The 24548-nt window shown below is 60.7% G+C and carries 20 protein-coding genes and 1 tRNA gene; 10 read left to right on the forward strand and 11 right to left on the reverse strand.

Translation table 11 applies throughout. The features are described from left to right. Positions 1–91: 91 nt before the first annotated feature. Positions 92–652, reverse strand: a complete 561-nt coding sequence (locus QO005_RS22190) for a DUF4142 domain-containing protein (RefSeq protein WP_307160212.1) — start codon at positions 650–652, stop codon at positions 92–94. A gap of 189 nt (positions 653–841) precedes the next feature. Here QO005_RS22190 and QO005_RS22195 point away from each other — a divergent pair, with 189 nt between their 5' ends. Then, positions 842–1666 carry a manganese catalase family protein gene (locus QO005_RS22195; RefSeq protein WP_307160213.1) on the forward strand — a complete coding sequence of 275 codons (825 nt, stop codon included), beginning with the start codon at positions 842–844 and terminating at the stop codon, positions 1664–1666. A 50-nt stretch (positions 1667–1716) separates the two neighbouring features. Here the strand turns inward: QO005_RS22195 and QO005_RS22200 are convergent, their stop codons facing one another. Beyond that, the gene (locus QO005_RS22200; RefSeq protein ID WP_307160214.1) at positions 1717–2322 is read right to left on the reverse strand and encodes a HupE/UreJ family protein; all 606 of its coding nucleotides are present in this window, start codon (positions 2320–2322) and stop codon (positions 1717–1719) included. A gap of 199 nt (positions 2323–2521) precedes the next feature. On the opposite strand from QO005_RS22200, the gene QO005_RS22205 reads away from it, so the two are divergent. The 3 genes from QO005_RS22205 to QO005_RS22215 are packed head-to-tail and all read left to right on the forward strand — an operon-like array spanning position 2522 to position 4499. Next, positions 2522–3130 (forward strand): HupE/UreJ family protein, encoded by a 609-nt coding sequence (locus QO005_RS22205; RefSeq protein ID WP_307160215.1) that lies wholly within the window; start codon positions 2522–2524, stop codon positions 3128–3130. Positions 3131–3183: 53 nt separating this feature from the next. Beyond that, positions 3184–3909 carry a hypothetical protein gene (locus tag QO005_RS22210; RefSeq protein ID WP_307160216.1) on the forward strand — a complete coding sequence of 242 codons (726 nt, stop codon included), beginning with the start codon at positions 3184–3186 and terminating at the stop codon, positions 3907–3909. Next, entirely contained in the window at positions 3906–4499 is a 594-nt protein-coding gene (locus tag QO005_RS22215; RefSeq protein ID WP_307160217.1) for a DUF1007 family protein, read from the forward strand. Before QO005_RS22210 ends, QO005_RS22215 begins: the two co-directional genes overlap by 4 nt. Positions 4500–4502: 3 nt before the next feature. Here the strand turns inward: QO005_RS22215 and QO005_RS22220 are convergent, their stop codons facing one another. Further along, a complete protein-coding gene (locus QO005_RS22220; protein ID WP_307160218.1) occupies positions 4503–4928 on the reverse strand; it encodes an OsmC family protein in 426 nt (141 codons plus the stop codon). Between the two features lie 315 nt (positions 4929–5243). Here QO005_RS22220 and QO005_RS22225 point away from each other — a divergent pair, with 315 nt between their 5' ends. Next, positions 5244–6491 carry an NAD(P)/FAD-dependent oxidoreductase gene (locus QO005_RS22225; RefSeq protein ID WP_307160219.1) on the forward strand — a complete coding sequence of 416 codons (1248 nt, stop codon included), beginning with the start codon at positions 5244–5246 and terminating at the stop codon, positions 6489–6491. On the opposite strand, the gene QO005_RS22230 is transcribed toward QO005_RS22225, so the two are convergent. The 3 genes from QO005_RS22230 to QO005_RS22240 all read right to left on the reverse strand — a co-directional run bounded on the left by QO005_RS22230 (position 6481) and on the right by QO005_RS22240 (position 9344). Then, entirely contained in the window at positions 6481–7017 is a 537-nt protein-coding gene (locus tag QO005_RS22230) for a gluconokinase (RefSeq protein WP_307160220.1), read from the reverse strand. The genes QO005_RS22225 and QO005_RS22230 overlap by 11 nt on opposite strands. 146 nt (positions 7018–7163) lie before the next feature. Continuing rightward, a complete protein-coding gene (gene rirA / locus QO005_RS22235; RefSeq protein ID WP_307160221.1) occupies positions 7164–7631 on the reverse strand; it encodes an iron-responsive transcriptional regulator RirA in 468 nt (155 codons plus the stop codon). Positions 7632–7847: 216 nt separating this feature from the next. Next, positions 7848–9344, reverse strand: coding sequence for a CoA-acylating methylmalonate-semialdehyde dehydrogenase (locus tag QO005_RS22240; RefSeq protein ID WP_307160222.1), 1497 nt, complete (start codon positions 9342–9344; stop codon positions 7848–7850). 105 nt (positions 9345–9449) lie between these two features. On the opposite strand from QO005_RS22240, the gene QO005_RS22245 reads away from it, so the two are divergent. Further along, a complete protein-coding gene (locus tag QO005_RS22245; protein ID WP_307160223.1) occupies positions 9450–10331 on the forward strand; it encodes a LysR family transcriptional regulator in 882 nt (293 codons plus the stop codon). 174 nt (positions 10332–10505) lie between these two features. On the opposite strand, the gene QO005_RS22250 is transcribed toward QO005_RS22245, so the two are convergent. Further along, positions 10506–12437 carry an acyltransferase family protein gene (locus QO005_RS22250; protein ID WP_307160224.1) on the reverse strand — a complete coding sequence of 644 codons (1932 nt, stop codon included), beginning with the start codon at positions 12435–12437 and terminating at the stop codon, positions 10506–10508. A gap of 301 nt (positions 12438–12738) precedes the next feature. On the opposite strand from QO005_RS22250, the gene QO005_RS22255 reads away from it, so the two are divergent. Further along, positions 12739–14931: a methyl-accepting chemotaxis protein gene (locus QO005_RS22255; protein ID WP_307160225.1), complete on the forward strand. Its 2193-nt coding sequence runs from the start codon at positions 12739–12741 to the stop codon at positions 14929–14931. A gap of 97 nt (positions 14932–15028) precedes the next feature. Here the strand turns inward: QO005_RS22255 and QO005_RS22260 are convergent. Both QO005_RS22260 and QO005_RS22265 read right to left on the reverse strand, forming a co-directional pair. Next, positions 15029–15105: transfer RNA gene (locus tag QO005_RS22260), tRNA-His, on the reverse strand. 166 nt (positions 15106–15271) lie between these two features. Next, positions 15272–15733 (reverse strand): phasin, encoded by a 462-nt coding sequence (locus QO005_RS22265; RefSeq protein ID WP_307160226.1) that lies wholly within the window; start codon positions 15731–15733, stop codon positions 15272–15274. A 282-nt stretch (positions 15734–16015) separates the two neighbouring features. On the opposite strand from QO005_RS22265, the gene QO005_RS22270 reads away from it, so the two are divergent. Further along, entirely contained in the window at positions 16016–19741 is a 3726-nt protein-coding gene (locus QO005_RS22270; protein WP_307160227.1) for an ATP-binding protein, read from the forward strand. 23 nt (positions 19742–19764) lie between these two features. On the opposite strand, the gene QO005_RS22275 is transcribed toward QO005_RS22270, so the two are convergent. Together QO005_RS22275 and QO005_RS22280 are read right to left on the reverse strand one after the other, a co-directional pair. After that, a complete protein-coding gene (locus QO005_RS22275; protein ID WP_307160228.1) occupies positions 19765–20211 on the reverse strand; it encodes a DpnI domain-containing protein in 447 nt (148 codons plus the stop codon). Positions 20212–20336: 125 nt separating this feature from the next. Then, positions 20337–22289 (reverse strand): acetoacetate--CoA ligase, encoded by a 1953-nt coding sequence (locus tag QO005_RS22280; protein WP_307160229.1) that lies wholly within the window; start codon positions 22287–22289, stop codon positions 20337–20339. Between the two features lie 114 nt (positions 22290–22403). On the opposite strand from QO005_RS22280, the gene QO005_RS22285 reads away from it, so the two are divergent. Continuing rightward, positions 22404–22646: a hypothetical protein gene (locus QO005_RS22285; RefSeq protein WP_307160230.1), complete on the forward strand. Its 243-nt coding sequence runs from the start codon at positions 22404–22406 to the stop codon at positions 22644–22646. Then, positions 22643–24460 (forward strand): AsmA family protein, encoded by a 1818-nt coding sequence (locus QO005_RS22290; protein WP_307160231.1) that lies wholly within the window; start codon positions 22643–22645, stop codon positions 24458–24460. Before QO005_RS22285 ends, QO005_RS22290 begins: the two co-directional genes overlap by 4 nt. Positions 24461–24548 lie beyond the last annotated feature (88 nt).

Raw genomic sequence — 24548 nt, forward strand, 5'->3', positions numbered from 1 at the left:
CGCTTCCGGTGCTCATGTACTCAAGTACACTCCGCTCCGGTTCTCGAAAATCACCGTTTTCGCCACGCCCAAAGCCGAATGTCCACACACCCTAGCCAAGCCTGGATTGCAGCATTTCGAGATGATCGATGTGCTCCCGGATCATACCGCGGGCGAGTTTCGTCACGCTCAGATGTTCGCGGTTGTCGCCCACTTTCAGATAGTCCTCCTGGGCGGCAAGCAGCTTGCGATGGCCTTCGAGCTGGGCTTTCACATAGGCCTTGTCGAAATCGGCCCCCTTCATGCCGCGCAGTTTTTCCAGAGCAGGCTTGCCCTCAGGGTCGAGCATAGCCTCAGCCTCGCTGTCGCTCGGCGGTTTCAGCGCGCCTTCCACCTTGCCGCCGCTTTCCATGGATTTCAGGATATCGGCAATGGTTTCCTGCTCTGCCACCTCGAACTTCGCGAACTGCTTGACCATGGCGTCGTTTGCCTGCCCCTCGGCAAGCCGGCTGGTCAAAAGCGAAAGACTGCCGATGCGCTTCGTGGCCTCGGCGTGCTTCTTCTCGTTCTCTCCCAGCGAAGCAGGGCTCTGGGCCGAGGCAGTCCGCACGGCCAGAAAAGCCGGAAGCGCTCCGGCGACGGCAAGAGACTGAATGATGTGACGACGGTGCATGGGGTTTTCCTCCTGTTATCGGCCCTCAGGCGTCGGCTGCCCGATGATCTCCTGGGCCTGCCAACCGGGCTGGCGCTCTATTGTTCCTGCGACAGGCGCTTTTTCGGTGGCGACAAAAAATTGGATCTCGAACGAACCTTTCTACCAGACGGTGTGTTGGGCCGGCACACCAACAGAAGGAGAGAGTTGATGTTCTACACCGATGGCAAGCTGCAGTTTCCAGTGCGCGTGGAAACGCCAAACCCGCTTTTCGCCCGTGCCCTGCAACAGGCCATTGGCGGCGTGGAAGGCGAAATCCGGGTGGCCATGCAATATTTCTTCCAGGCGTGCGGCGCCCGCGGCAATCCGAAATTCCGCGACCTGCTGATGAACACGGCGGCAGAGGAGCTTGGCCATATCGAGATGCTGGCAACGGCGGTAGCACTGAACCTGGAAGGCGCTCCGCTGAAGCTCAAGGAAGAGGTGGCCGCCGATCCGGTGGGCGGGGCGATCCTTGGAGGGCTCAACCTGAAAAACCTGCTTTCATCCGGCCTTTCGGCCATGCCGGTCGATTCCGACGGCGTGCCTTTCGACATGTCGCATATCTATGCCAGCGGCAATATCGCCGCCGACATGACCGCCAATATTGCCGCCGAATCCACCGGGCGGACGCTGGCGGTCCGCCTTTACGAAATGACCAATGATCCGGGCATGAAGGAAATGCTCTCCTATCTGATCGCCCGCGACACCATGCACCAGAACCAGTGGATGGCGGCGCTGGAGGAACTGGGCGGCACCCGTGGCGCCTTCCCCATTCCCAACAGCTTCCCGCAGGAGCAGGAACTTGAGGAGTTCAGCTACGCCTATCTGGGCTTCATGGCCGATGGCAGCGAACCGGCCCCGGGCCGCTGGTCGGAAGGACCGTCCATCGATGGCAAGGGCACGTTCAAATCCATGCCGATGAAATCCATGGGCGAAGAACCGGTGCTCGGACCCGCCCGCCCGAACAGCGGCGCGCAAAGCGAGCAGATGTAAGCCCCCTCGCTCTCCGTCCGGGCAAAAGATTTGCCCGGACGGAGGTTTTCTCAAATCTGGCCGCTGACCAGATAATAGATCCCGGCCAGCACGATCCCCCCTCCCAGACCCCGAACCAAAAGCCCGTTCCACAGCCTGCCGAGACCATAGCCCAGCCCGATCCCGAGAATATGGATCATGCCGGTCGCCACCACGAAGCCCACCGTATAAGCTGCCGGATCGGCAGCCGAGGGCGCGATCTGCCCGTGCGGATAACCGTGGAAGAGCGCAAAGAGCGCAATGATTCCGAGCGAAGCCCATTCGGGCGCCCACCAGGCCAGCGCGATCGAAAGCCCGAGCGCCAGAAGCGACAGGGCAATGCCTGCGGAAATCGACCAGTCCGGCAAAGGCCCGATCATGCCGATGACACCCCCCACGCACATGATCAGCGGAAAGGTGGCCGGTAAGGTCCAGACCGAGCGCCCGCCCATTTGCGCGCCCCAAAGCCCCACGGCCAGCATGGCGAGAAAATGATCCGCTCCCAGCAGCGGATGTTCGAAACCGCTGCCGAAGCCGCCCATGGGGCCGCCCAGGACATGGGCTTCCGCCACGCCCGGGATGATAAAAGCGCAGACAACCAGGCAAAGCTGCAGAAGCCGCCGAACAGTCTTGCTCATTCTTGGTCTTTCCATCATGCGGGCTCCTCGTCTTGTCGGCGGGTCTTTCCTTACCCCGTTCAGCGCGCCATGGAAAAGCCGATTTGCGACCGGATTGGGACATCGGACCCGATGAGTGGAAAACCATGGCCAAGGAAGCGGCTTGCGTTTACTCTTGCGTCCGATTCCGACACCCAGAAAATGAGAACGGGAGCAGATCATGGACAGATATCCGCGCAAGGGTTTCGACAGCAAGGTTCTGGCAGCGGCCTGCACGGTGCTGGCGCTGATGCTGCCCGGCGTGGCGGAAGCCCATATTACCCAGGGTGGCGCGGGCGGGTTCGTTCAGGGTTTCGAACATCCGCTGTCAGGTGCCGATCACCTTCTGGCGATGTTTTCCGTCGGGCTTTGGGGTGCGCAGATGGGTGGGCGCAATGTCTGGACCCTGCCGATCACCTTTCCGCTGATCATGGTGCTGGGCGGTGTTCTGGGCATCGCCGGTGTGCCACTGCCTGCCATCGAGACGGGCATTGCGCTTTCCATTCTGGTGCTGGGTGCCGCCATCGCCTTCGTCTGGCGACCGCCGGAATGGCTGGCGCTGACGGTCATCGGCCTTTTTGCCATCTGCCACGGCTATGCCCATGGCGCGGAATTGCCGGTTGCCTCCGATCCGGCGGATTTCGCCATCGGTTTCGTGATTGCCACAGGATTGATCCATCTTGCCGGGATTGGCCTCGGACTTGGTATTCAGCGGGCGCTGGGGAATAATCTGCTTCGGGTACCGGGAGGGCTGATCGCGCTGGGTGGCCTCTATTTCCTCGTGGCATGATGGAAATCGCGCAACGGAGGGTAGAAGGCTGGCTTCGCCTTTTGGCGCTGGCCATGGTGATGCTCGGCGCCTTTGCGCTTTGCTTCCATCTCCTCTGGAGCCAGTGGCGGAGCGTTCCGTCCGCCTTCTGGCTGCTGGAACCGGTGCTGACGGCAGAGCGGCTGTTGCCGCTGATCGGTGCCGGCATGATCATCGGCCAGCTTGAGGCGCTGCGCCGGATCCCCGCCTTTCTGGCGCTGGCGCTTGGAACGGCAGCGGGATTTGCTTTCAAGGAGGCATTGATCACCCTGCTGAAGGCGCTACCCGGCGCGCCGACGCATTTCTTCCTCGTGGGGCCGCTCGCCTGTCTTCTTGCCGGGCTGATCCTGGTTCTGCCCCCCAGACTGCGCTTCTGGCCCGGCCTGCCACTTCTTTTGGGGCTTGGCGCGCTGCTGGCGCTGGCGGCAGATTTTTCCAACCCCGGCCTGCATGATATCCGCTATCCGCCGCTTTCCGTTCTGGCCGGGCTATGGCTCATTCTCATCGTCGCACTTGCGGCATCGCTGTTCAAACAGGGCTGGACCGGCATTGCCAGCCGCATTGCCGGAAGCTGGCTGCTGGCCATCGGCGCGCTTTATGGCGGCGCCTATATGGCCTCCCGCCAAACGGAACTGACCCCGCCACCTTTCTCGCAACCCGTCGTCTCCAGCGAGGCGTTTCCGGGCTTTGCCCCGGTGCTGAAGGCCTTCGACCGGATCGGCCCGCAAAGGCCGCTCTTCAGCAACGAGCAGCACCCATGATGCGCCTTCTTCTCGCCACGCTGCTTGGCGGCTTTTTGCTGCCTGCCCTCCCCGCCACGGCGCATCCGGATATCGCCATCACGCTCAGGGTGCTGTTCAACCTGAAGCGTGGCGTGCTGACCGGGATTGGCGAAAGCCTGACCTTTGACGCCGCCTACAGCGCTACGCTGATGCGGCTTTACGACCGCAATGGCGACGGCCATCTGGACGGCATGGAAAGCTTGGACCTGGGGCAGCGATTGATCGCCGACCTCGGCCCCACCCGCTATTTCTCGCGGCTGAGCATGGATGGGCAAAGGGTGGCGCGGCTGGAGCCGGCGGATTTCAACGCCAGCGTTGCCGGCGGCATCGTCACGGTCACCTTTGCCTTCAATCTTGCAGGCTCGGTCGATCTGCGCGGCAGAGGCGTCAGCCTCGACATTCATGATCCCGATTTCCAGGCGGCCTTCCGGCTGGCCGAGACCGCGCCCTTGCAGATCAGAGGCGATGACGACGGCAAGTGCCGGACAGATGTAGCGGCTGATCCCGATCACCGCTACTTTGCCGGACTGATCGTGCCGCAGACCATCCGGCTCACCTGCGGCAGATAATGGTCAGGATAAGACCGTCATCTCCAGCACCGGATCGGAGGTGATGGTGTTGCTGACGGTGCAGATCTCCTGCTCGGCCCGCTCGGCAATCTCCCGCCGGGTGGCCTCGTCGATCTCGCCCCGGATCGTCAGGCGGATGTCGAAGCGGGCAATGCGGGATTTGCCGTCCTTTGCCTTTTCACCGCTGACAGCGGCGGAAATCTCCTCGATCCGGTCCATCACCCCCATTTCGCTTGCAGCAATCCGGGCGCTCATGGTGAGACAGGCGGCCAAGGAGGCATGGAGCAGATCAAGCGGATTGAAGCCCGCCTGCGACGGCCCGGTGACGATGGTGAGTTCACCGCCGGTGGCGGAGGTGATGGCGGGAAACCCCGTTCTGCCGAGCACGGCAGTTGCGCCGACCGGACGGGTTTTGATGCGGGGCTCCATGGGCGGCTCTCCTTGAAAAGCGACTGCATAATTCCTTAAATCGGAGTGGATTTAAGGTGAAAATTATGCAGCAGACTTAAAGCGCTACAGCGCCGTACGCCATATATGGCGCACGGCGCTGTAAGGGCGGATTTTTGTGACTGCGGCGATTTTTTGTTTGCGCCGCAGCCACGGCTTTTGCATGGTCGCTGATGCAGGATTGCGCAACCGGAAAGGTTTTCGGCTGAAAATCCTGTGCCAACGGGCAACTTGGTTTCCTATCTGCGGCTGTGCGTCGCACAATAGGAGTCCAAGCTCTTTATGACAGGTTTCTCCATGTCCGCAGATGTAATCGTTCTTGGCGCCGGGATCATCGGCGTGTCCACCGCCCTTCACCTCGCCCGCCGGGGCAAATCCGTCGTACTGATCGACCGCCGCGGACCGGGGGAGGAAACCTCCTTCGGCAATGCCGGGCTGATCCAGCGCGAAGGCGTCGTGCCCTATGGTTTTCCGCAGGAATGGAACCTTATTCTGCGCTATGGTTTCAACAACCGCATCGATGCGCATTACCACGCCCGCGCCCTGCCGAAGCTGGTGCCCTTCCTCTCCTCCTATTGGTGGAACTCCAACAAAGCGCGCCATGAGGCCATTGCCAAGGCCTATGCGCCGCTGATCGAACATTCCGTCAGCGAGCATGACGTGCTGATCAAGGCCGCGGGGGCGGAAGACCTGATCCGCAAGGATGGCTGGCTGGAAGCCTTCCGCAGTGAAGCGGCGCGCGACAAGGAATATGCCGAGGCCGAACGGCTGTCGCGGGACTATGGCATCCGGTTCCGCAAGCTCGATCAGCAGGCGCTGGCCACGGAAGAACCGCATCTGAAGGATGTCTTCATCGGCGGCCTGAAATGGGAAGACCCCTGGTCGGTCAAGGACCCGCACGGGCTCACCATGGCCTATCTGCGCTATTTCGAAAGCCTGGGCGGACGTTTCATCAAGGGCGACGCCAAGTCCCTGCGCCAGCATGGGGCAGGCTGGCAGGTGCAGACCGAAACCGGCCCCGTGGAGGCCGGGGAACTGGTGGTGGCGCTCGGGCCGTGGTCGGATGAGGTGACGGCCCCGCTCGGCTACCGCTTCCTGCTCGGCGTCAAGCGCGGCTACCACATGCATTATGCGCCGCAGGGCAATGCGGTGCTGAACAACTGGACGATGGACAAGGAGCGCGGCTATTTCCTGGCACCGATGAGCAAGGGCATCAGGCTGACCACGGGCGCGGAATTCGCCGATCGCGATGCGCCGAAAACGCCGGTGCAGCTCGCCCGCGCCGAAGCCGTGGCCCGCACTATCTTCCCGCTGGCCGAACGGCTGGATGCGGAGCCCTGGATGGGCGCCCGCCCCTGCACGCCGGATATGATGCCGGTGATCGGAAGGGCGCCGCGCCACAAGGGATTGTGGTTTGCCTTCGGCCACGCCCATCACGGACTGACGCTGGGACCGGTCACGGGACGGCTGATTGCCGAGGCCATGTGCGGTGAAAAGCCCTTCCTCGACATCACCGCCTGGCGGCCCGAGCGCTTCAAGGCTTGAGGCTAGCCAACGCATCAACCGCAGCATCGACGATGTCTTCGATGCTGCGGTCGATGTCGATGGTCACGACCAGCGGCTCGCTGCTGGGGTTTTCCAGGGTGGCAAGCTGACTTTCCAGCAGGCTGACCGGCATGAAATGGCCGGTGCGCTCACCCATGCGCCGGGTCAGCAGGTCCTTCGAGCCCTCCAGATAGACAAAGGCCGTGCGGTGGCCTGTCGCCTCGCGCAGCAGGTCCCGGTAGCTCTTCTTCAGCGCCGAGCAGGACACGATGATCGTCTGCCCCTTCTCCAGCGCCGCATGCATGCGTTCCCCGATCAGTTTCAGCCAGGGCCAGCGGTCCTCATCCGTCAACGGCGTGCCCTTGGCCATCTTCTCGACATTGGCTTCGGGATGCAGGCTGTCTCCTTCCAGAAACGGCGCCTTGAGCCGCGCTGCCAGCCCCTCGCCAATCGAGCTTTTGCCGCAGCCACTAACCCCCATGACGATAATGGCAAGGGGTGTTCTGGCATCGGTGGGCAGGCTCATGGCAATCCTCCTCAAGGCTTGGCTTAGAACACGCGGTATAAAACACTTCGAGCAAGCCTGTATAGCAGCTTTCCCGCCAGAAACCCGGACAGCAAAACGCCCGGCACAAGAACCGGGCGCTTGAAACATCTGCTGCTTATCGGGACTCAGGCCGCCGGGGCCGGAACCTGTTTCAGATCCTCGAGACCCAGCAGGAAGTTGATCTGCGGGCGGGCCTTGACGAGGTCGTCGATGCTGTAGTCCATCAGCACCTCGAAAAAGGCGTTCAGCGCCTTGCGCAGCGCCGAGTTCAGGCCGCAGCTATCCACCAGCGGGCATTCCACCTGGCCGTCATCCTCGAAGCATTCCGCCATGGCGAAACTGTCTTCGGTGACCTTCACCACGTCGAACAGGCTGATCTTTTCCGCCGGACGGCCAAGGCGCACGCCGCCATTGCGGCCTCGCACCGTTTCCACCAGCCCGGCCTTGTTCAGGGGCTGCAGGATCTTGAACAGGAACAGTTCGGAGACACCATAGGCCTTGGCGATTTCAGGAATGCGGCTCAGGCTGTCCTTGTTGGCAGCACAATACATCAGCATGCGAACGGCATAATTGGTCTGCTTCGTCAGGCGCATTCGGCCACTCCTTCGCTCTTCGCATCCTTATATAGTGTCATTTGCAGTTTTGAACAATTCCAAAATTCACAGGTTTTTCCCAAGCTCATCCCTGAAAAGAGGGACGCAATTTCAGGTTACATCACCATCATCTACTACATGCACTGACTCCAAAACAAAAGGCCCCCAAACGGGAGCCTTTCTCGAAATCGATGTTCACGGATGCCGCGCCCGATATCACTTCATGGTCGGCATCACGAATTCCGCGCCGGACTTGATGCCGGACGGCCAGCGGCTCGTCACGGTCTTGGTGCGGGTCCAGAATTTGATGGCGTCCGTGCCGTGCTGGTTGAGATCGCCGAAGGCAGAGGCCTTCCAGCCGCCGAAGGAGTGATAGGCCAGCGGCACCGGAATCGGCACATTGATGCCCACCATACCGATATTGATGCGGCTGGCGAAATCGCGGGCGGCATCGCCGTCGCGGGTAAAGATGGCAACGCCATTGCCGTATTCATGCTTCATCGGCAGCGACAGCGCCTCTTCATAATTTTTGGCGCGCACCACGGAGAGCACCGGACCGAAGATTTCGGTCTTGTAGATGTCCATCTCCGGCGTGACATTGTCGAACAGGCAACCCCCGACGAAATAGCCGTTTTCATAGCCCTGCAGCTTGAAGCCGCGGCCATCGACGACGAGCTTAGCGCCCTCTTCCACACCCTTGTCGATCAGGCCGAGAATGCGCTCGCGCGCGGCCTTGGTGATGACCGGGCCCATATCGGCCTTGTCATCGGTATAGGGGCCGATGCGGAGCGATTCGACCATGGGCGTCAGCTTTTCGATCAGGCGGTTGGCGGTTTCCTCACCCACCGGAACGGCCACGGAAATCGCCATGCAGCGCTCGCCGGCAGAGCCGTAGCCCGCACCCATCAGCGCATTTGCGGCCTGGTCGAGATCGGCATCGGGCATGATGATCATGTGGTTCTTGGCGCCGCCGAAGCACTGGGCGCGCTTGCCGTTCATGGCCGCCGTGCCATAGACATAGCGGGCGATCGGCGTGGAACCGACGAAGGAAATGCCGCCGATATCCGGGTGGGTCAGCAGGCCATCGACAGCAGCCTTGTCACCGTTGACGACATTGAGAATGCCGGCAGGCAGGCCAGCCTCGATCATCAGTTCGGCCAGGCGGATCGGCACGGACGGATCGCGCTCGGACGGCTTGAGGATAAAGGCATTGCCGCAGGCGATGGCCGGGGCAAACATCCACATCGGGATCATGCCCGGGAAGTTGAAGGGGGTGATGCCCGCGCCGATGCCAACCGGCTGGCGGATCGAATACATGTCGATATTGGGCCCGGCACCTTCGGTGAACTCGCTCTTCGACAGGTGCGGAATACCGATGACGAATTCGCAGACTTCGAGGCCGCGAACGATATCGCCCTTGGCGTCTTCGATGGTCTTGCCATGTTCGCGGGACAAAAGCGCTGCCAGTTCATCCATGTGCTGGTTCAGCAGTTCCACGAACTTGATGAAGACGCGGGCGCGACGCTGCGGATTGGTGGCGGCCCATTTCGGCTGGGCGGCCTTGGCATTTTCCACGGCAGCGTTCAGTTCGGCGGCGCTGGCCAGCGAAACCTCACCCTGAATCTCGCCCGTAGCGGGGTTGTAAATGGGCTGCGTCTGCCCGGACGTGCCGGCAACATGCTTGCCGCCGATGAAATGACCGACCTGATACATGGGTATCCTCCTTGTTTATGGAGGGGAGTATCCGACTTTAATTTGCACAACGCAACGCGATGATTTACGCATCCGTTGTGCGTAAATTGAAGTTGAGGGAGCAGTATGAATTGGGATGATGTCAGAATTTTCCTGAGCGTGGCCCGTACCGGGCAGATCCTTGCGGCATCGCGGCGGCTGGGGCTGAACCATGCCACGCTGTCGAGGCGGCTGACGGCGCTGGAAGATGCGCTGAAGACACGGCTTTTCATTCGCCGCACCCATGGCTGCGAACTGACGGCGGAAGGGGAGATCTTTCTGGCCAGCGCCGAGCGCATGGAAACCGAGATGCTGGAAGCCCAGGCACGGCTTGGCCATACGGATGCGCGGGTGGCGGGCACGGTGCGCATCGGTGCGCCGGACGGGTTCGGCGTCTTCTTTCTGGCTTCGCGGCTCGGCCCCTTGCTGGAGCAGCATCCGGAGCTGAAGGTGCAACTGGTTCCCGTGCCGCGCTCCTTTTCGCTGTCGCAGCGCGAGGCCGATATCGCCGTCACGCTGGAGCGGCCCGAACAGGGCAGGCTCGTTTCCGCCCATCTCACCGATTATACGCTCGGCCTTTATGCCTCCCGCGATTACCTTAGCCGCCACGGCGCGCCGGACAATGCCGAGGCGCTGAAGCGCCACCGGCGGATCGGCTATGTGGAAGACCTGATCTTCACGCCATCGCTGAACTATACCGGCGAAATCCTGCGGGACTGGAATGCCGGCTTTGAAATCTCATCCGCCATCGGCCAGACGGAGGCGGTGCGCTCCGGTGCGGGCATCGGCATTCTGCATGCCTATATCGCCCGGCAATATCCGGAACTGGTGCGCGTGCTGCCGGACCTCATCATCCGCCGCGCCTATTGGACCACCTATCATGAAAGCCTGCGCGCCATCGCCCGCATCCGCACCGTGGTGGATTATCTCAGCGACAGCGTAAAGGCCGAACGGGCGATTTTCGAATAGGATTTGCAGCATTTCCAGGAAAGTAATAGGAAGAGTCATTGAAAATGACACTTCGTATTCCCTTTTCGAATATCTCAAGCCTCTGATGCATTTGAGATATTCGAAATTTCTTCAAGGCGAGGATGCGTTAGCATCTTCGAGCCTTGGTATAAGCAGCAGTTTTCCTGGGAATGCTTATGGATCCAGCGAAAGCTGCCGCGCCACGAAGAGCGAGCCGTCATAGGTGAAATGGCCGTGATCGAAGGTCACCAGCGCCCGATGGCCCAGAGGGTCCACCCAGGCCCTGCAGAGTGTGCCGTGACACAGCATATCCTTCAGCGAAATGAAGCGCGCACCGTTTCGCTCGGCAATCGCCTTGAGCGTGGCATCGGAGGCTTCGACCTCCACCAATGAGGTGTTTTCAACCGCGTCCTGATTGAGATCGAGATTGCGCCGCAGGATGAGCCTCGGCAATTTCGGCCGCCAGATCGGCGGACTGCCAATCAGGATGATCCGGGTTTCGGGCGAGGCTTCGCGCACCCGGCGCACGGTCGCCTCCACGCCGGGAGAAGCATCATATATCTCGCTGCGCGTCCAATAGGCCGTTAGCACCAGCCGCGCCGGATGGGCGCGGATCACCTCGGCCAGGGTCTGGTCGTTCAGCCCCTGACAGCGCGGATTGCCGCCGAAGAAGACATGGATGACCGGCGGACATCCGGCCCCGCTCAGTTCCTGAACATCGTTCCGCACCGTGCGCAGCCCGTAGGACAGATGCCGGGCAAAACTGTCACCCCAGACTAGGGTGGATTGCGCCGTCACCGCGCTCTTGCAGGCATCCGGGAAAGAGAGGATGCCGGATTTGGCCTCCAGGAAACAGCGCGATTGGTAAGGCTTCGGCACCGGGGTCTGGGCCTGTTCCAGAACCAGCCGGGTCCGCTCATCGGCGCGGAACCCGTTGCTGGCCAGATAGAAAGGCACACCGATCATCAGCAGGATCATGAGCGCAGCAATGCTGGAGGAAACGAGCGCCTGTCCTGCACTGACCTTACGCCCCACCAGCCGCCAGGGATTTTCGATCATGACGTAGCTGACGATGGCAAGCAGGACAGCGAGCACGACAGTCCCGGCAACCAATTGCGGGGAGGAGGACCGGAACACCTGCAGGCTGATCAGCGCCAGCAGGGGATTGTGCCAGAGATAGAGACTGTAGCTGATCTTGCCGAGGCCGCGCAGCGGCGCAAAACCTGCCAGCGGCGAACGGTAACCCCCCTCGCCGAACACAAGAAGATAAAGCGCCGCCAGCACCACCGCAGCCAGACGCCCCAGCGTCTGCAGATCGCGATCCTCACTGTAGACCGCGAAGAGAAGAGCCATGAGGACCGGCAGAACGACACCGAGCGCCCCGGCAAACCCATTTGTCAGGCGCGGCCGCCAGGCGATGAAGGCAATCAATGCGCCTGCCGCCAGTTCCCAGAAGCGGGCAGGCATCAGGAAAAAACCGGCATCGGGCGCCAGCCGGTCCAGCAGCAGGCTCAAGATCAGACTGCCGAGGATCAGAACGGCGGCAATGACGCCGCTGCGCGAGCGAAAGCGCCGGAGACAGAAAAGAATGAGCGGCGCAACCAGATAGAACTGTTCTTCGACGGAGAGGCTCCAGACATGCAGGAGCGGCACCTCGTCATTGGTCGGGCCGAAGTAATCGACATGGTTCCAGAAATCGAAATTCGCCACAAAAAGCAGGGAATAGAGCCCGCTGCGCAGATACTGGCTGAAAATCGCATCGAAGCTGACCAGCCAGACAAAGGGCAGGATCAGCAGGATCACCGCGACCAGCGCCGGAATAATGCGGAGAAACCGCCGCCGGTAGAAGACCAAAGCCGAATAGGTGACGCCACTGCGGGCATAGATGCGGGCGATCAGAAAGCCGCTGATGACAAAGAAAATGTCCACCCCGAGAAAGCCGCCGCGCAGCACCGGAACGCCGGCGTGATAAAGCACCACGGCAACAACGGCGAGCGCCCGCAGCACATCGATTTCGGGAATATAGCTGTCCTTGTGCAGATCACGCTCCAGACGGAACAGGGTGCGGCACCAGCTATTAAGACGCGGCAGAATGAAACCCGACAAAAAAGACCATCCACGATTATGGACAGGCTCCTGCAGGAGCTTTGTCCGCTATTGCATACAGGACGCAGAAAATCTGTCCCTGGGAGCGCTTTTCCATCTTTGTTTTGCTCCGGCAGAATTACGCTTTAGCAGTGGAGGGAGCGCCTGTCATGCCCCGGGGAGCCAGGGTAGTGCGGCTTTGCCGCGGCAACCAAACCATGCCGGGATATTACAAATGCCATTTAACTTATAGTAATATTAGAAACATATCCTTCGCCAATCCGAAACATAACCGTCTAATGATCGGAGACGGGGGATCATCATGCGTTTTACGAACCTTTCCATTTCGAAGCGGCTCTGGCTTTCAGTGCTGCCGCCTTTGTTCGCCATGTTTTATCTGGCGTCCCTGCAGGTCGTGGAGTTCTGGACCTCCTACCAGCATATGAACGATATTGTTGCAATCAGCGACAGCTTGACGGAAATCGGCGCCATTGTGCATGTACTGCAGGTTGAACGCGGCCAGTCGGCAGGGTTCCTTTCGTCCCAGGGCAAGAGTGGCACGGGGGAGATCGGTGCAGCCCGGCAGGCGTCCGACAAGGCGCTCCAGCACCTCCCCGAGGTTTATCGGGCCGTCGCCGATCTGGCGGATCAAGCACTGGCCAGCAATCTGACAGAGGTCAAGGGACGGCTGGCGGATCTGGAAGGGTTCCGGAGCAAGATCGATACGCTTTCGGTCAACGGCAAACAGTCCTTCGAATTTTACAGCAGCATCATCGCCAATCTTTCCGGCACGGCCTCCTGGCTTGCCATGACGGGCATGGATTCCAGCGTTGCCGCCGAAATGATGGCCTATAATCAATTGATGCGGGCCAAGGAAATTGCCGGTCAGGAACGAGCGATCGGCAACAGCTTTATCGCGGCAGGCAAGGTTGATCCGGCTCGGCTCACGGAATTTGCGCAGATGGGCGGTGCCCAGGACGCGCTGCTGGCAAACTTCCTCAACCTGCAAGACGACGACCTGAAGGCCAGCTACAGGGCTGCCCTTCAGGTTCCTGCCCTTGAAGACATTCGTGCCGTTCGCAACAGGATCATCGGCGACGGCAAGGCCGCAGAGCTCAGCGATCTTGACAGCAAGAAATGGTTTGCAACCGCGACATCGCGCATCAATGCGATGAAGGCCGTGGAAGACAAGAGCCTGGCGCATATTGCCGAACGCGCCCGGCTGGATGCGTCTTCGGCACTGGCTGGTCTGACACGTATTCTCACCCTCTCCGTGGTTGGCGGACTGCTGATGGTTGCACTCTCGGGATTCATGGCCGTGACGATCGTCTCTCCGATCAGACAGATCGTGGGTGTCATGCGCCGACTGGCCAATGGCGATCTGGCGGCAAACGAGACCGGTGCCGACCGCAAGGACGAGATCGGCGACATGTCACGAGCAGTCGAGGTGTTCCGCAAGAACGCGATCCGGAACCAGCAGTTGGAAACCGAAGCAGAACAAGCCCGCCAGCGGGCCGAGGAAGATCGTCTGGAAACCCAGAGACGTGCCGAAGCAGAAGCCGAGGAAAGGCTGAACCGGGCAACGGGCTCACTGGCCATGGGCCTGAGACGGCTTGCCGATGGCGATATGCAGTGTGAAATCCATGAAGCCTTCGCCCCGCAATTCGAGGCACTACGGGAGGACTTCAACAGATCGGTCAACCAGTTGCGGCAGGCCTTGCTCACGGTCAACACCTCAGTTCAGGCGGTCAACCAGGGCATTGCCGAGATCTCCGCAGCCTCGGACGACCTTTCGCGGCGCACCGAGCAGCAGGCGGCCTCCCTGGAGGAAACCGCCGCGGCTCTGGAGGAAATTACCTCCAACGTCTCTGCAACATCGAAACGGTCGAACGAAGCGCGCACGGTGACGCGCGACGCCCAGACCCAAGCGGATAAATCCGGTGCAATCGTCCGTGAAGCTGTTGTGGCAATGGAGCGGATCGACCACGCCTCCCGCCAGATCAGTCAGATCATCTCGGTGATCGATGAGATCGCTTTCCAGACCAACCTGCTGGCTCTGAACGCCGGTGTCGAGGCCGCACGCGCCGGAGAAGCGGGCAAGGGCTTTGCCGTGGTGGCGCAGGAAGTGCGCGAACTGGCGCAACGTTCAGCGGGTGCAGCAAGAGAAATCAAGACGCTGATCACCAATTCCGAGGCTGCCGTGTCCGAAGGGGTACGACTTGTGTCTGGCACCGGCTCCGGACTGGAGGCGATTGCGGATCTGATCGTCAAGGTCAACGCCCATATGGAAGCCATCGCCGCTGCTGCCCAGGAGCAATCCTCAGGACTGGCAGAAATCAGCAATGCCGTCAGCCAGATGGACCAGACCACCCAGCAGAACGCTGCCATGGTCGAGGAAATGAACGCCGCCGGTGCGGGCCTTGCACAGGAAAGCAGCCAGTTGGAAGACCTTCTGTCCAAGTTTCAGCTGGGCTATGGCGGATCCAGTATGAGAGACGCACGAAAACGCGCCTGACGCCGAACGCAGCACCATGAAGACGCCCCTTGACAGGGGCTTCTTCCACATCGACCGTGATCGATGTTCTGCAATATTTCTGAATTCATGGGAGGAATGGTACGGTTGAGTGGAGTTGAACCACTGACCTCAGGTGCCACAAACCTGCGCTCTAACCAACTGAGCTACAACCGCACAAGCGCCGAAGCGTTCTTGAGGCGTCACATACGAGCAGCGGGAAGATTTTTCAAGCCTTTTTTTCAGACCACGAGAGAGGGTGTGGAAAGACGGATGGCGAAATCACGCTGCTTTCATAAAAAAGGGCCGGAAACCCGGCCCTTCAAAACATACAGTTAAAAACTCAGGCGACCTTGAAGGTGGAGATCACCTTTTCGGCGGCTTCCTTGCCCGGCTTGGAGACGGTTTCGGCAACTTTGCGGGCGGCTTCCTGCATGGCCTTGGCCTGCTCGACGGTGACTTCAGCCTGCTTGCGGATGAAGGAGGTCTGCAGCTCGACGAATTCGGCAACGGACTTCACGGTCAGCAGGGCTTCCATGTGCGACAGCGACAGTTCGGCATTGGTGCGCAGTGCCTCGACAGCCTTGAGGCCAAGCTCGACGCTGCCGTTCTGGGCGCTCTGAAGCGTGGCTTCAACGGTCTTGGAAGCGTCTTCGGCGGCAACCTTCATCTTGGAATAGGCGTCCTTGGACTGGGCAGCGCCCTTTTCCGCGAAGTCGCGCAGGCTCTCGGAGAACTTGGCCGGATCGAAGGCGGAGAAAGAGAAGACATCGGCAGTTTTGGTTGCGGTCTTGGTATTTGCCATGGTTTTCGCTCCTGGTTGGACCGTGTGCTCCCCGGCCCCTGGTGTTTCCATGCCTGTGAATATAGGCGATTTCCTTGTGCATTGCAATATTGTTGTGCAGTGCACAATGCGCTTATGACGCGCAAATTGTCGCAGACGGTCGCCACTTTCCGCCTGAAGACGACTCGGTGGGTATTAACCCTGTTTGGCAATTGACAAGGGCTTTGCTGGACCAAAACCGGGTGTGAAGTTATTAAAAAACTGTTAATCTCGCACCATTCCAGCGAAGCCGACAGGATGATCATGCCCGCTGTTCAATACCCCTTCATCGACATTGCCGTGCACGGCAAGGTGCGGGCGCGGTTTGCGCGGGGCGAGGCGCTCGTGCTGTTTTCCGCTGACATGGAGCGCGTGCTGTGGGCCAATGGTGCGGGCGCCAGCTTTTTTGGCGCAGCCTCCATTTATGATTTCCTGGATCAGCCGCCGCCGCAGCAGGATGTCACCTTTCGCCAGATTGCCGCAACGGCCCGGCATCTGAAGCAGGAGGGCGAAACCCGTACGCTGATGGTGCGGGTGGGCAGCGGCTTTCGCCGTCTACCGCTGCAAGCGCATCTGGAAACGCTGACGATCAGCCCGGGTGAGATCGGCATTCTCTTTGCTCTGCCTTTTTCCCATGCCGATGACAAGGCCCGCGCGCGAGCCATGCTCAGCGGTTTTGGCGATCCCGATACCCATATGGCCCTGCTGGATGGCGAGGGCGGCATTGTCAGCGCCTCGGAGCATTTTGCCCGCCTCGGCATCAGCCCGCAGACGGCCGCCATGCTGGTGCGCATGGTCAGCGCCGATGACGACGGATTGATGAAGCGGCCGATCCCCACCGCCAAGGGCTATCTGCCGGCAGCCATCGGCAAGCTGAGCGATGAGCCCGCGCTTTTCCTGGTTTTTGCCGTGGAAACCATTCTGGGCATGCTGGACCCGAGCGATGGCTTTAACGCCGCACCGCAGCCAGCCCCCATGCCTCCGGCGGCAGACAGTCCCCTGACCGCACTTGCGGAAGCGCAAAGCGCAGTTGAGGCGCCGGAAGAGGAAGCGCCCTCCCCCGAACAACCGGTTGCCGAGAGCTTCGATGATGTCGTGGATGCCTTGGGCGGCATTACCGATATCGAGCCGGAACCCGAAATCACCTCTGTCGAAACGCCGGAGCCCTTAGCCGATGAGGCAGCGGAGGAGGAGCCACTTTCGCAGGCGCAAGACAGCGCGGCCATAGAGGCCGATCAGCCGGAAATCGCTGACACCGTCTCACACGAAACGAACGATGAGGCCGCAACGGAAGAGCCAGAGATGGCCGGCATCCTGGAGCCGGAGGCAGAGCCGGAACAGCCCGTCGTGACCGAAGAGGCGGCCCCACAGGAAACCGAAGCGCCTGCAGCAGCAGAGGTCGCACCGGAACAGGCACCCCAGCAACATGCGGAAGCGATGGACGAACCCGTCTTCACTTTCGAGCCCTCGCAGCGGGCGCAGCGCTTTGTCTGGAAAATCGATGCCCTTGGCCGTTTCAGCGATGTATCGCCGGAATTTGCCCGTGCGGTCGGCCCGCGTGCTGCCGCCATCGAAGGTCAGGCCTTTGGCGATCTGGCTGCCCTCTTCAATCTCGATCCGGATGGCAAGATTGCCGAATTGCTGAAGCGCCGCGATACCTGGTCGGGGCGTACGATCTACTGGCCGGTGGAAGGCACGCGGCTGAAAGTGCCGGTGGATCTGGCCGCCCTTCCCACCTATACGCGCAATCGCGATTTCGATGGATTCCGGGGCTTTGGTGTCGTGCGCCTGGCCGATGCCGTGGAAGACCCGGATGGCGTGGGCATGACCTTCCTGCCGGAGGGCGAAGAGGCCGCCTCCGAGCGGCAGGACGATGCGCAAGAAACGACGCCTTTCGATTTTGCCGGTGATGACGAGGCCGAGACGGAAGAGGTGAGCCTAGAGGCCACCGGGCCTGACGCAACCGAGGCCGATCCGGTGGAAGAGGAAGAGCATGAGGATACGCCGCAGCCGGAGGCCCCGGTTGCCGAAGCGCCCGAGCGGACCGAACCGCCTGCCCTCAGCCTGACCGAAACCGCCGCACGCCGCCTGTCGGACAAGGTGATCCAGCTGGAAGAGCGCCGCTTTCGCGGGCGTGACGGCTTGAGCAATAGCGAGCAGGCAGCCTTCCGGGAAATTGCCCGCAAGCTCGACGCCATGGGCATTCCGCCTCGCCCGGAGCGGCTGGACGAAATGCCTGAGAGCGAGATGCCGGAAAAGGCGGAAGCCGATCCCTCCCCGATCGATGCTTCACCCGAGACAGACATCGAGGACAGCACCGATAAGGCCCTGCCACCTGTCCATGAAGCAGCGGAGACCGAAGCGGAGCAGCATAGGGCGGAGACCGAGGCCGACGCGGCGGCTGCGGCACCGGAAACGGACACGACCCAGCCTGAAGGCGCTGCGGACGAACCATCCGAGGGTGCCGTGCTGGCCTTTCCCCGCTCGCGCCGGGATGTGAGCTTCACGCCGGATGTGCTGGACATGCTGCCGGTGGCGCTGCTGGCTCATCGCGGCGACAGGCTCATTCACGCCAATCCGGAATTTTTCGCGCTCACCGGCTATGAAACGCTGGAGGCCTTGCAGGCTGCGGGCGGTCTGGATGCCCTGCTGCAGCGGGACGATCTTGCCGCGACCGAAGGGGAAGCCGGATCGCTGGTGATCGTGCGCGCCGATGACGAGTTGGTGCCGGTTTCGGCACGGCTGCAATCCATCCGCTGGGAAGAGGCAAGCGCCCTGCTGCTGGCGCTGGTGCGCACCAATGCCGTGACTGAGGCCGCGCCCGCACCGCAAAAACCGGAAGAAGCAGCCTCTCACGAGATTGCGGCGCTGAGCGTCGAAGTAGAGGAATTGCGCTCCATTCTGGAAACGGCGACGGATGGCGTGGTGACGCTGGGCGCAGACGGCGATATCCGCTCGATCAACCGTGCCGCAAGCGCCCTCTTCAATTATGACGAGGAGGATATTCGCGGCAAACCCTTCGTCACGCTCTTTGCCCACGAAAGCCAGCGTTCGATCCTGGATTATCTGAACGGGCTGACCGGGCATGGGGTGGCCAGCGTGCTGAATGATGGGCGCGAGGTCATCGGTCGTGAATCCTCCGGCGGTTTCATTCCGCTGTTCATGACCATTGGCCGGCTTTCCTCCTCCAACGGCTTCTGCGCCGTCATCCGCGACATTACCCAATGGAAGCGGACGGAAGAGGAATTGCGCAACGCCAAGCGCGCCGCCGAAACCGCCAATGCCCATAAGAGCGACTTCCTGGCCCGCGTCAGCCATGAAATCCGCACGCCGCTCAACGCGATTATCGGTTTTTCGGATATCATGGCGGATGAGCGCTTCGGGCCGATCGGCCATTCCCGCTACGCAGAATATGCTGCCGATATCGGCCGTTCGGGCCGGCATGTGCTGGATATCGTCAACGATCTCCTGGATATTTCCAAGATCGAGGCGGGCGAGATGGATCTGGATTTCGTGGCCGTCGGGCTGAACGAAACGGTGTCGGAGGCTGTCGCCATCGTTCAGCCGCAGGCCAATAACCAGCGCGTGATCATCCGCACGGCGCTGTCGCAATCGGTGCCGAATGTCGTGGCCGACCTGCGCTCGGTCAAGCAGATCGTGCTCAACATTCTCGCCAATGCCATCCGCTTCACGCCCTCGGGCGGGCAGATCATCGTCTCCACCGCCTATGAGCCGAATGGCAGCGTGACGCTGCGCATTCGCGACACCGGCATCGGCATGACGCGCTCGGAGCTGGAACAAGCGATGAAGCCCTTCCGCCAGGTTTCCCCCGGCGGCACCCGATTGCGCGGCGACGGCACCGGCCTCGGCCTGCCGCTGACCAAGGCCATGGTGGACGCCAACCGCGCCAGCTTCGCCATCCACTCCACCCCCAATGAGGGAACGCTGGTGGAAATCAGCTTCCCTTCACCACGGGTACTGGCGGGGTGAAAAACAGACGCGGATTTAATTTATTACCGAATACGTACAAGACGACTTTCCACAACCGTTAAGTCGTAAATGAAACCCTGCCAACCCGCTCTTTTAGCTGTCTGAGATAAAGGGTTTCTCGGCTTAAATAGGTCGGGCTCCTGCAAATCTGCCGAAAGATAGAAAATCGAATAATATTTATCTAGATCCACCAAAACTAAAAATAAAGGAAAATAAATAGCTGCTTGCATTCTTTCATTTTGCGGCCCCCAAGCCGCCCCAAGAACATATTTTGGAACTTTATCAATATATTTTGTCGTTTTTGTTTTTACCTGAGCTAAATATCCACAGAAATCACAGACTATATCCGCGCATTTAAAATTCACTGGAAGACGCACGAGCGTCTTGAGGCGCTTGCATCTAGGACACGTACAATCTTTGACGACACGCTCCTCACCGAAAGCACCTAGAGATTGCTTACGTGTTACCATTTGCCTTCAAACTACTCAAATACAAAAAATTACAGATTATATTGATGATTTTGACGAGAAAATCACGCAAAGTAAAGCAGATGCAACTTCATTGGGTCGCATCTGCAAGATCTTTTTAGAGAGATTTAGCCCTTCAACTCCGCCAGATCGGCGAACAGATCGAGCGCTTCCGGATTGGCGAGCGCTTCCTTGTTCTTCACCGGGCGGCCATGCACCACCTCGCGCACCGCAAGTTCGACGATCTTGCCGGATTTGGTGCGCGGAATATCGGTGACCGCGATGATCTTGGCGGGGACGTGACGAGGCGATGCTCCGGTGCGAATGCGGGTCTTGATGGCGCCGATCAGCTCTTCGGTGAGGCTGACGTCTGGGGCAAGCCGCACGAACAGCACGACGCGCACATCGCCATCCCAATCCTGGCCGATGCACAGCGCTTCCGCCACTTCGGTGAGCTTTTCCACCTGATTGTAGATTTCCGCCGTGCCGATGCGCACCCCGCCGGGATTGAGCGTAGCATCCGAGCGACCATGGATGACGATACCGCCATGCTCCGTCCATTCGGCAAAATCGCCATGGCACCATATATTGTCGAACCGCTCGAAATAGGCGGCCTTGTATTTGGCGTGGTCCGGATCGTTCCAGAACATCACCGGCATGGAGGGGAAGGCTTTGGTGCAGACCAGTTCGCCCTTTTCGCCGCGCACCGGCTGGCCCTGATCGTCCCACACATCCACGGCCATGCCGAGACCCGGACCCTGGATTTCGCCGGACCAGACAGGCTTCAGCGGATTGCCCAGCACGAAGCAGGAGACGATATCCGTACCGCCGGAGATCGAGGCCAGATGCACATCCGGCTTGATGGCCTCATAGACGAAATCGAAGCCTTCCGGCGAAAGCGGCGAGCCGGTGGAGGCAAGGACGCGCAATGCCGAGAGATCATGGGTGGTGCGGGGGGAAAGCCCCGCCTTGCGGGCGGCATCGATAAACTTGGCCGAGGTACCGAAGATCGCGAATTTTTCCTCAGCCGCATAATCGAACAGCACATTGCCATCGGGATGGAAGGGCGAGCCGTCATAGAGGCAGAGTGTCGCCCCGCTGGCCAGCCCGCTTGCCAGCCAGTTCCACATCATCCAGCCGCAGGTGGTGAAATAGAAAAGCCGTTCATTTTCCTGGAGACCGCTGTGGAACCGCTGCTCCTTCAGATGCTGCAACAGCGTGCCGCCTGCCGAGTGCACGATGCATTTCGGCACGCCGGTGGTGCCGGACGAAAACAGGATATAAAGCGGATGCGCAAAAGGCAGCCGCACGAAATCCACGGCACCGGCCACATGGGGGGCCATGAAGGCTTCCAGGGTGCGCCCCTCGGCAAGCTCGCCTGCCAGCGCCTCGGCATCGCCCGCATAGGGCACCACCAGCACCGGCGCGGCCAGCCTGGCGGCCACCGCCTTCACCTTCGCGGCCACATCCTGCCGCTTGCCCGCATACCAGTAGCCATCGCAGGCGATGAACAATTTCGGCTCGATCTGGCCGAAGCGGTCCAGCACACCCTGCTCGCCGAAATCGGGAGAGCAGGAGGACCAGACCGCACCGATGGAGGCCGTGGCCAGCATCAAGGCCACCGTTTCCGGCAGGTTGGGCATCATCGCCGCAACGCGGTCGCCTTCACCGATGCCCAGCGCCCGCATGGCCTGTTGCAGGCGGGAAACCGTGTCCTGAAGCGTTTTCCAGCTCCAGCGACTTTTTGCCTTGTCTTCGCCCCGGAAGATCATCGCATCGGCATCATCCTGACGCAGCAGCAGGTTTTCGGCGAAATTCAGCCGCGCCTGCGGGAAGAAGCGGGCCGCCAGCATGTCATCGCCGTTTTCGAGGTCGACCGCCCCCTTTTCGCCCTTGACGCCGCAATAATCCCAGACGGCAGACCAGAAACCGCCGCGATCGTTGATGGACCATTGGTAGAAATCGTCATAGGCGGCAAAGGATTGCCCGACCCTTTCCTCGCACCATTGCATGAAGCGCGCCAGCGGGCTTGCCGCCACATCCTCCTGCCGCGGCACCCATAACGGCTTGACACTCTCCATTGAAAAACCTCCCTGCTTCACACTGACCGCGAGATTATACCGCAGTTGCGAAAGGCGCTATCCCGCAGTTGCGATGTTCTGCATCGAAACCGGCAGGATGAAGAGTCATTAGATATGATTGCTGCTATGAAGGCGGTGAATAGATGGTCGGGTATTTTAATCGGGTGCAGTACTCTCCTTGTTGATGGTTTCCGCCAGACCGCCCTACAAATTGCGGGGATGCGCGCTTTGCTGTATCCAAGGCTGGAACGCCTGTGTTTTGTTGCCTTTATCCCGGATAAGCGGTTTTTCCTTGTCCGCGCTAAAGGCCGCGATCAGGACCTTGCCGCGACCAGACAGACAGGAACAAGCCGTTGAAGGGAAAGCCGCAGAAGAGATGGGCGTGCCTGGCGCGTGCCGCCGTCACGGTCTTTGCCATCCTGCTTTTTGTTTTCGTCGCCTCCCGGCTTGCTGCTCCCTATATCGTTTCCAGCAATCTTGTGCGCGGCAGCATGGAGCGGGCCATCAGCCGCTGGAGCGGGCATGATGTGGATATTCGCGGCACGCCCAGCCTGCGCTTCTGGCCCGAACCGCGGATCATTCTGCCCGAGGTGACGATCAGCGACAGGAGAAACGGAGAACGGCGGGTTCTTGCCGAAATCGCCGAGCTCTCGGCCGGTTTCGGCCTCATCAAGGCGGCGCTCGGCCATCCGGTTTTTGACGATTTCCGCCTCAGCCGTCCGCTGATCCGGCTGAACCGCACGCCGCTCGGACGGCTGCAATGGGGCGGCGAGGGCCTGTTGACCGAAGCGATTGCCGAGGCGCGCGACAAGGGCACCGCCGTTCGGGGCGGGCCGCATGACAGTGCAGTTGGCTCCATCACCATCGAAAATGGCCGGATTGAATTGCAGGATCAGGGCTCGGGCCGGATGCTGACGCTGGACAGTATTTTCTCGGACATCACCTGGCCGGTCATGTCGGCGCCCATCCGGGGCACGGCCACCATGTTGCTGGGCGGTGCTGTCACCCGGATCGATTTTTCTGCCCCCGAACCGCTGATGCTGTTTGCCGGGGCCGTGACGGATATGCAGGTCAAGCTCTCGGCCCCCAGCGTCAACGGGACCTTCAGCGGCAAGGCCGGCCTGTTTCCCGCCCGCTTTGCCGAAGGAAAGCTGAGCGTCGATGTCAGCGACGTCCACGGTCTGCTCGGCTGGGCCGGCATGGAACTGCCGGGCACCGGCGCGCTCCACAAGATCTACGTGGAAACCACGGCCACGGCAGAGCCAGACCGGCTGCGGCTGGAAGATCTGAGCTTCACGGCCAATGACGCGACCGCCTCCGGCGTGCTCGACATTTCCAACGCCAAAAGCGGCAAGCCGAAGGTCAGCGGCACGCTTGCCTTCCAGCAGATGGATATTGCAAATTTCCTCGGTGCCTTCTCGCTTTCCATTCCCGATTCCTCCGCCCGCGAAGGCAGAAGCGGACTTCTGGACTGGCTGGAATTCGATCTCAGCCTTTCGGCCCGCAGCGCCTCGCTGGCGCAGTTGACGCTCACCGATGTCGGCGCCAGCATTCTGGCCACCGATGGGTCCGTGGCCTTCGACATTGCCGACAGCACGCTCGCCGGCGGCACGCTGACCGGGCATCTGGAAGGCCGGGATGGCGGTTTCGATCAGGGCGCGCGGCTGGATGTCTCGCTGACCAATGCCGATCTCTCCGATATCGAGGCACGGCTTGCGCTCTCCGGCCCGTTGCCGCTCGGCACCGGCTCGCTGACCCTCTCGGCCAGCACCGATGTGGCGCTCTGGCAAACCAGCGGCCACGATATCAGCGGCAAGGTGCAATTGCAGGCAGGTCCGGGCCGCCTCTCACGCTTCAACCCGCAAGGCATTCAGGCGCTGGCAACGGCGCGCCCCTTCTTCCGCCTTGCCGAGGCCGGAAGCGGCGACATGGCCTTCGACACACTGGACATGAGCGCGGAACTGACCGGCGGCACCATCGACATCCGATCCGGCAAGCTGGCCGACAGCACGCGCAGCCTGACCTTCAGCGGTGTCGTGCCCTATGACTTCAAAGGGCTGGCGCTGTCTGCCGAAATGCAATCCACGGCGGAAAGCCCAGGCAGCCTGCGCTTCTTCATCGGTGGCTCCTGGCCGGATCTCATTCTCTCCCCCGTCACGCCGAAGGGATGAAGATTTGTTTTTACGCATTTCCTGACGAAAAACCGGATTCCACTTTTTCCGGAAATGCTCTCTACTGCATAATTCCTTAAATCGGATC

Source organism: Allorhizobium paknamense (assembly GCF_030815125.1).
Taxonomy (GTDB): Bacteria; Pseudomonadota; Alphaproteobacteria; order Rhizobiales; family Rhizobiaceae; genus Allorhizobium; species Allorhizobium paknamense.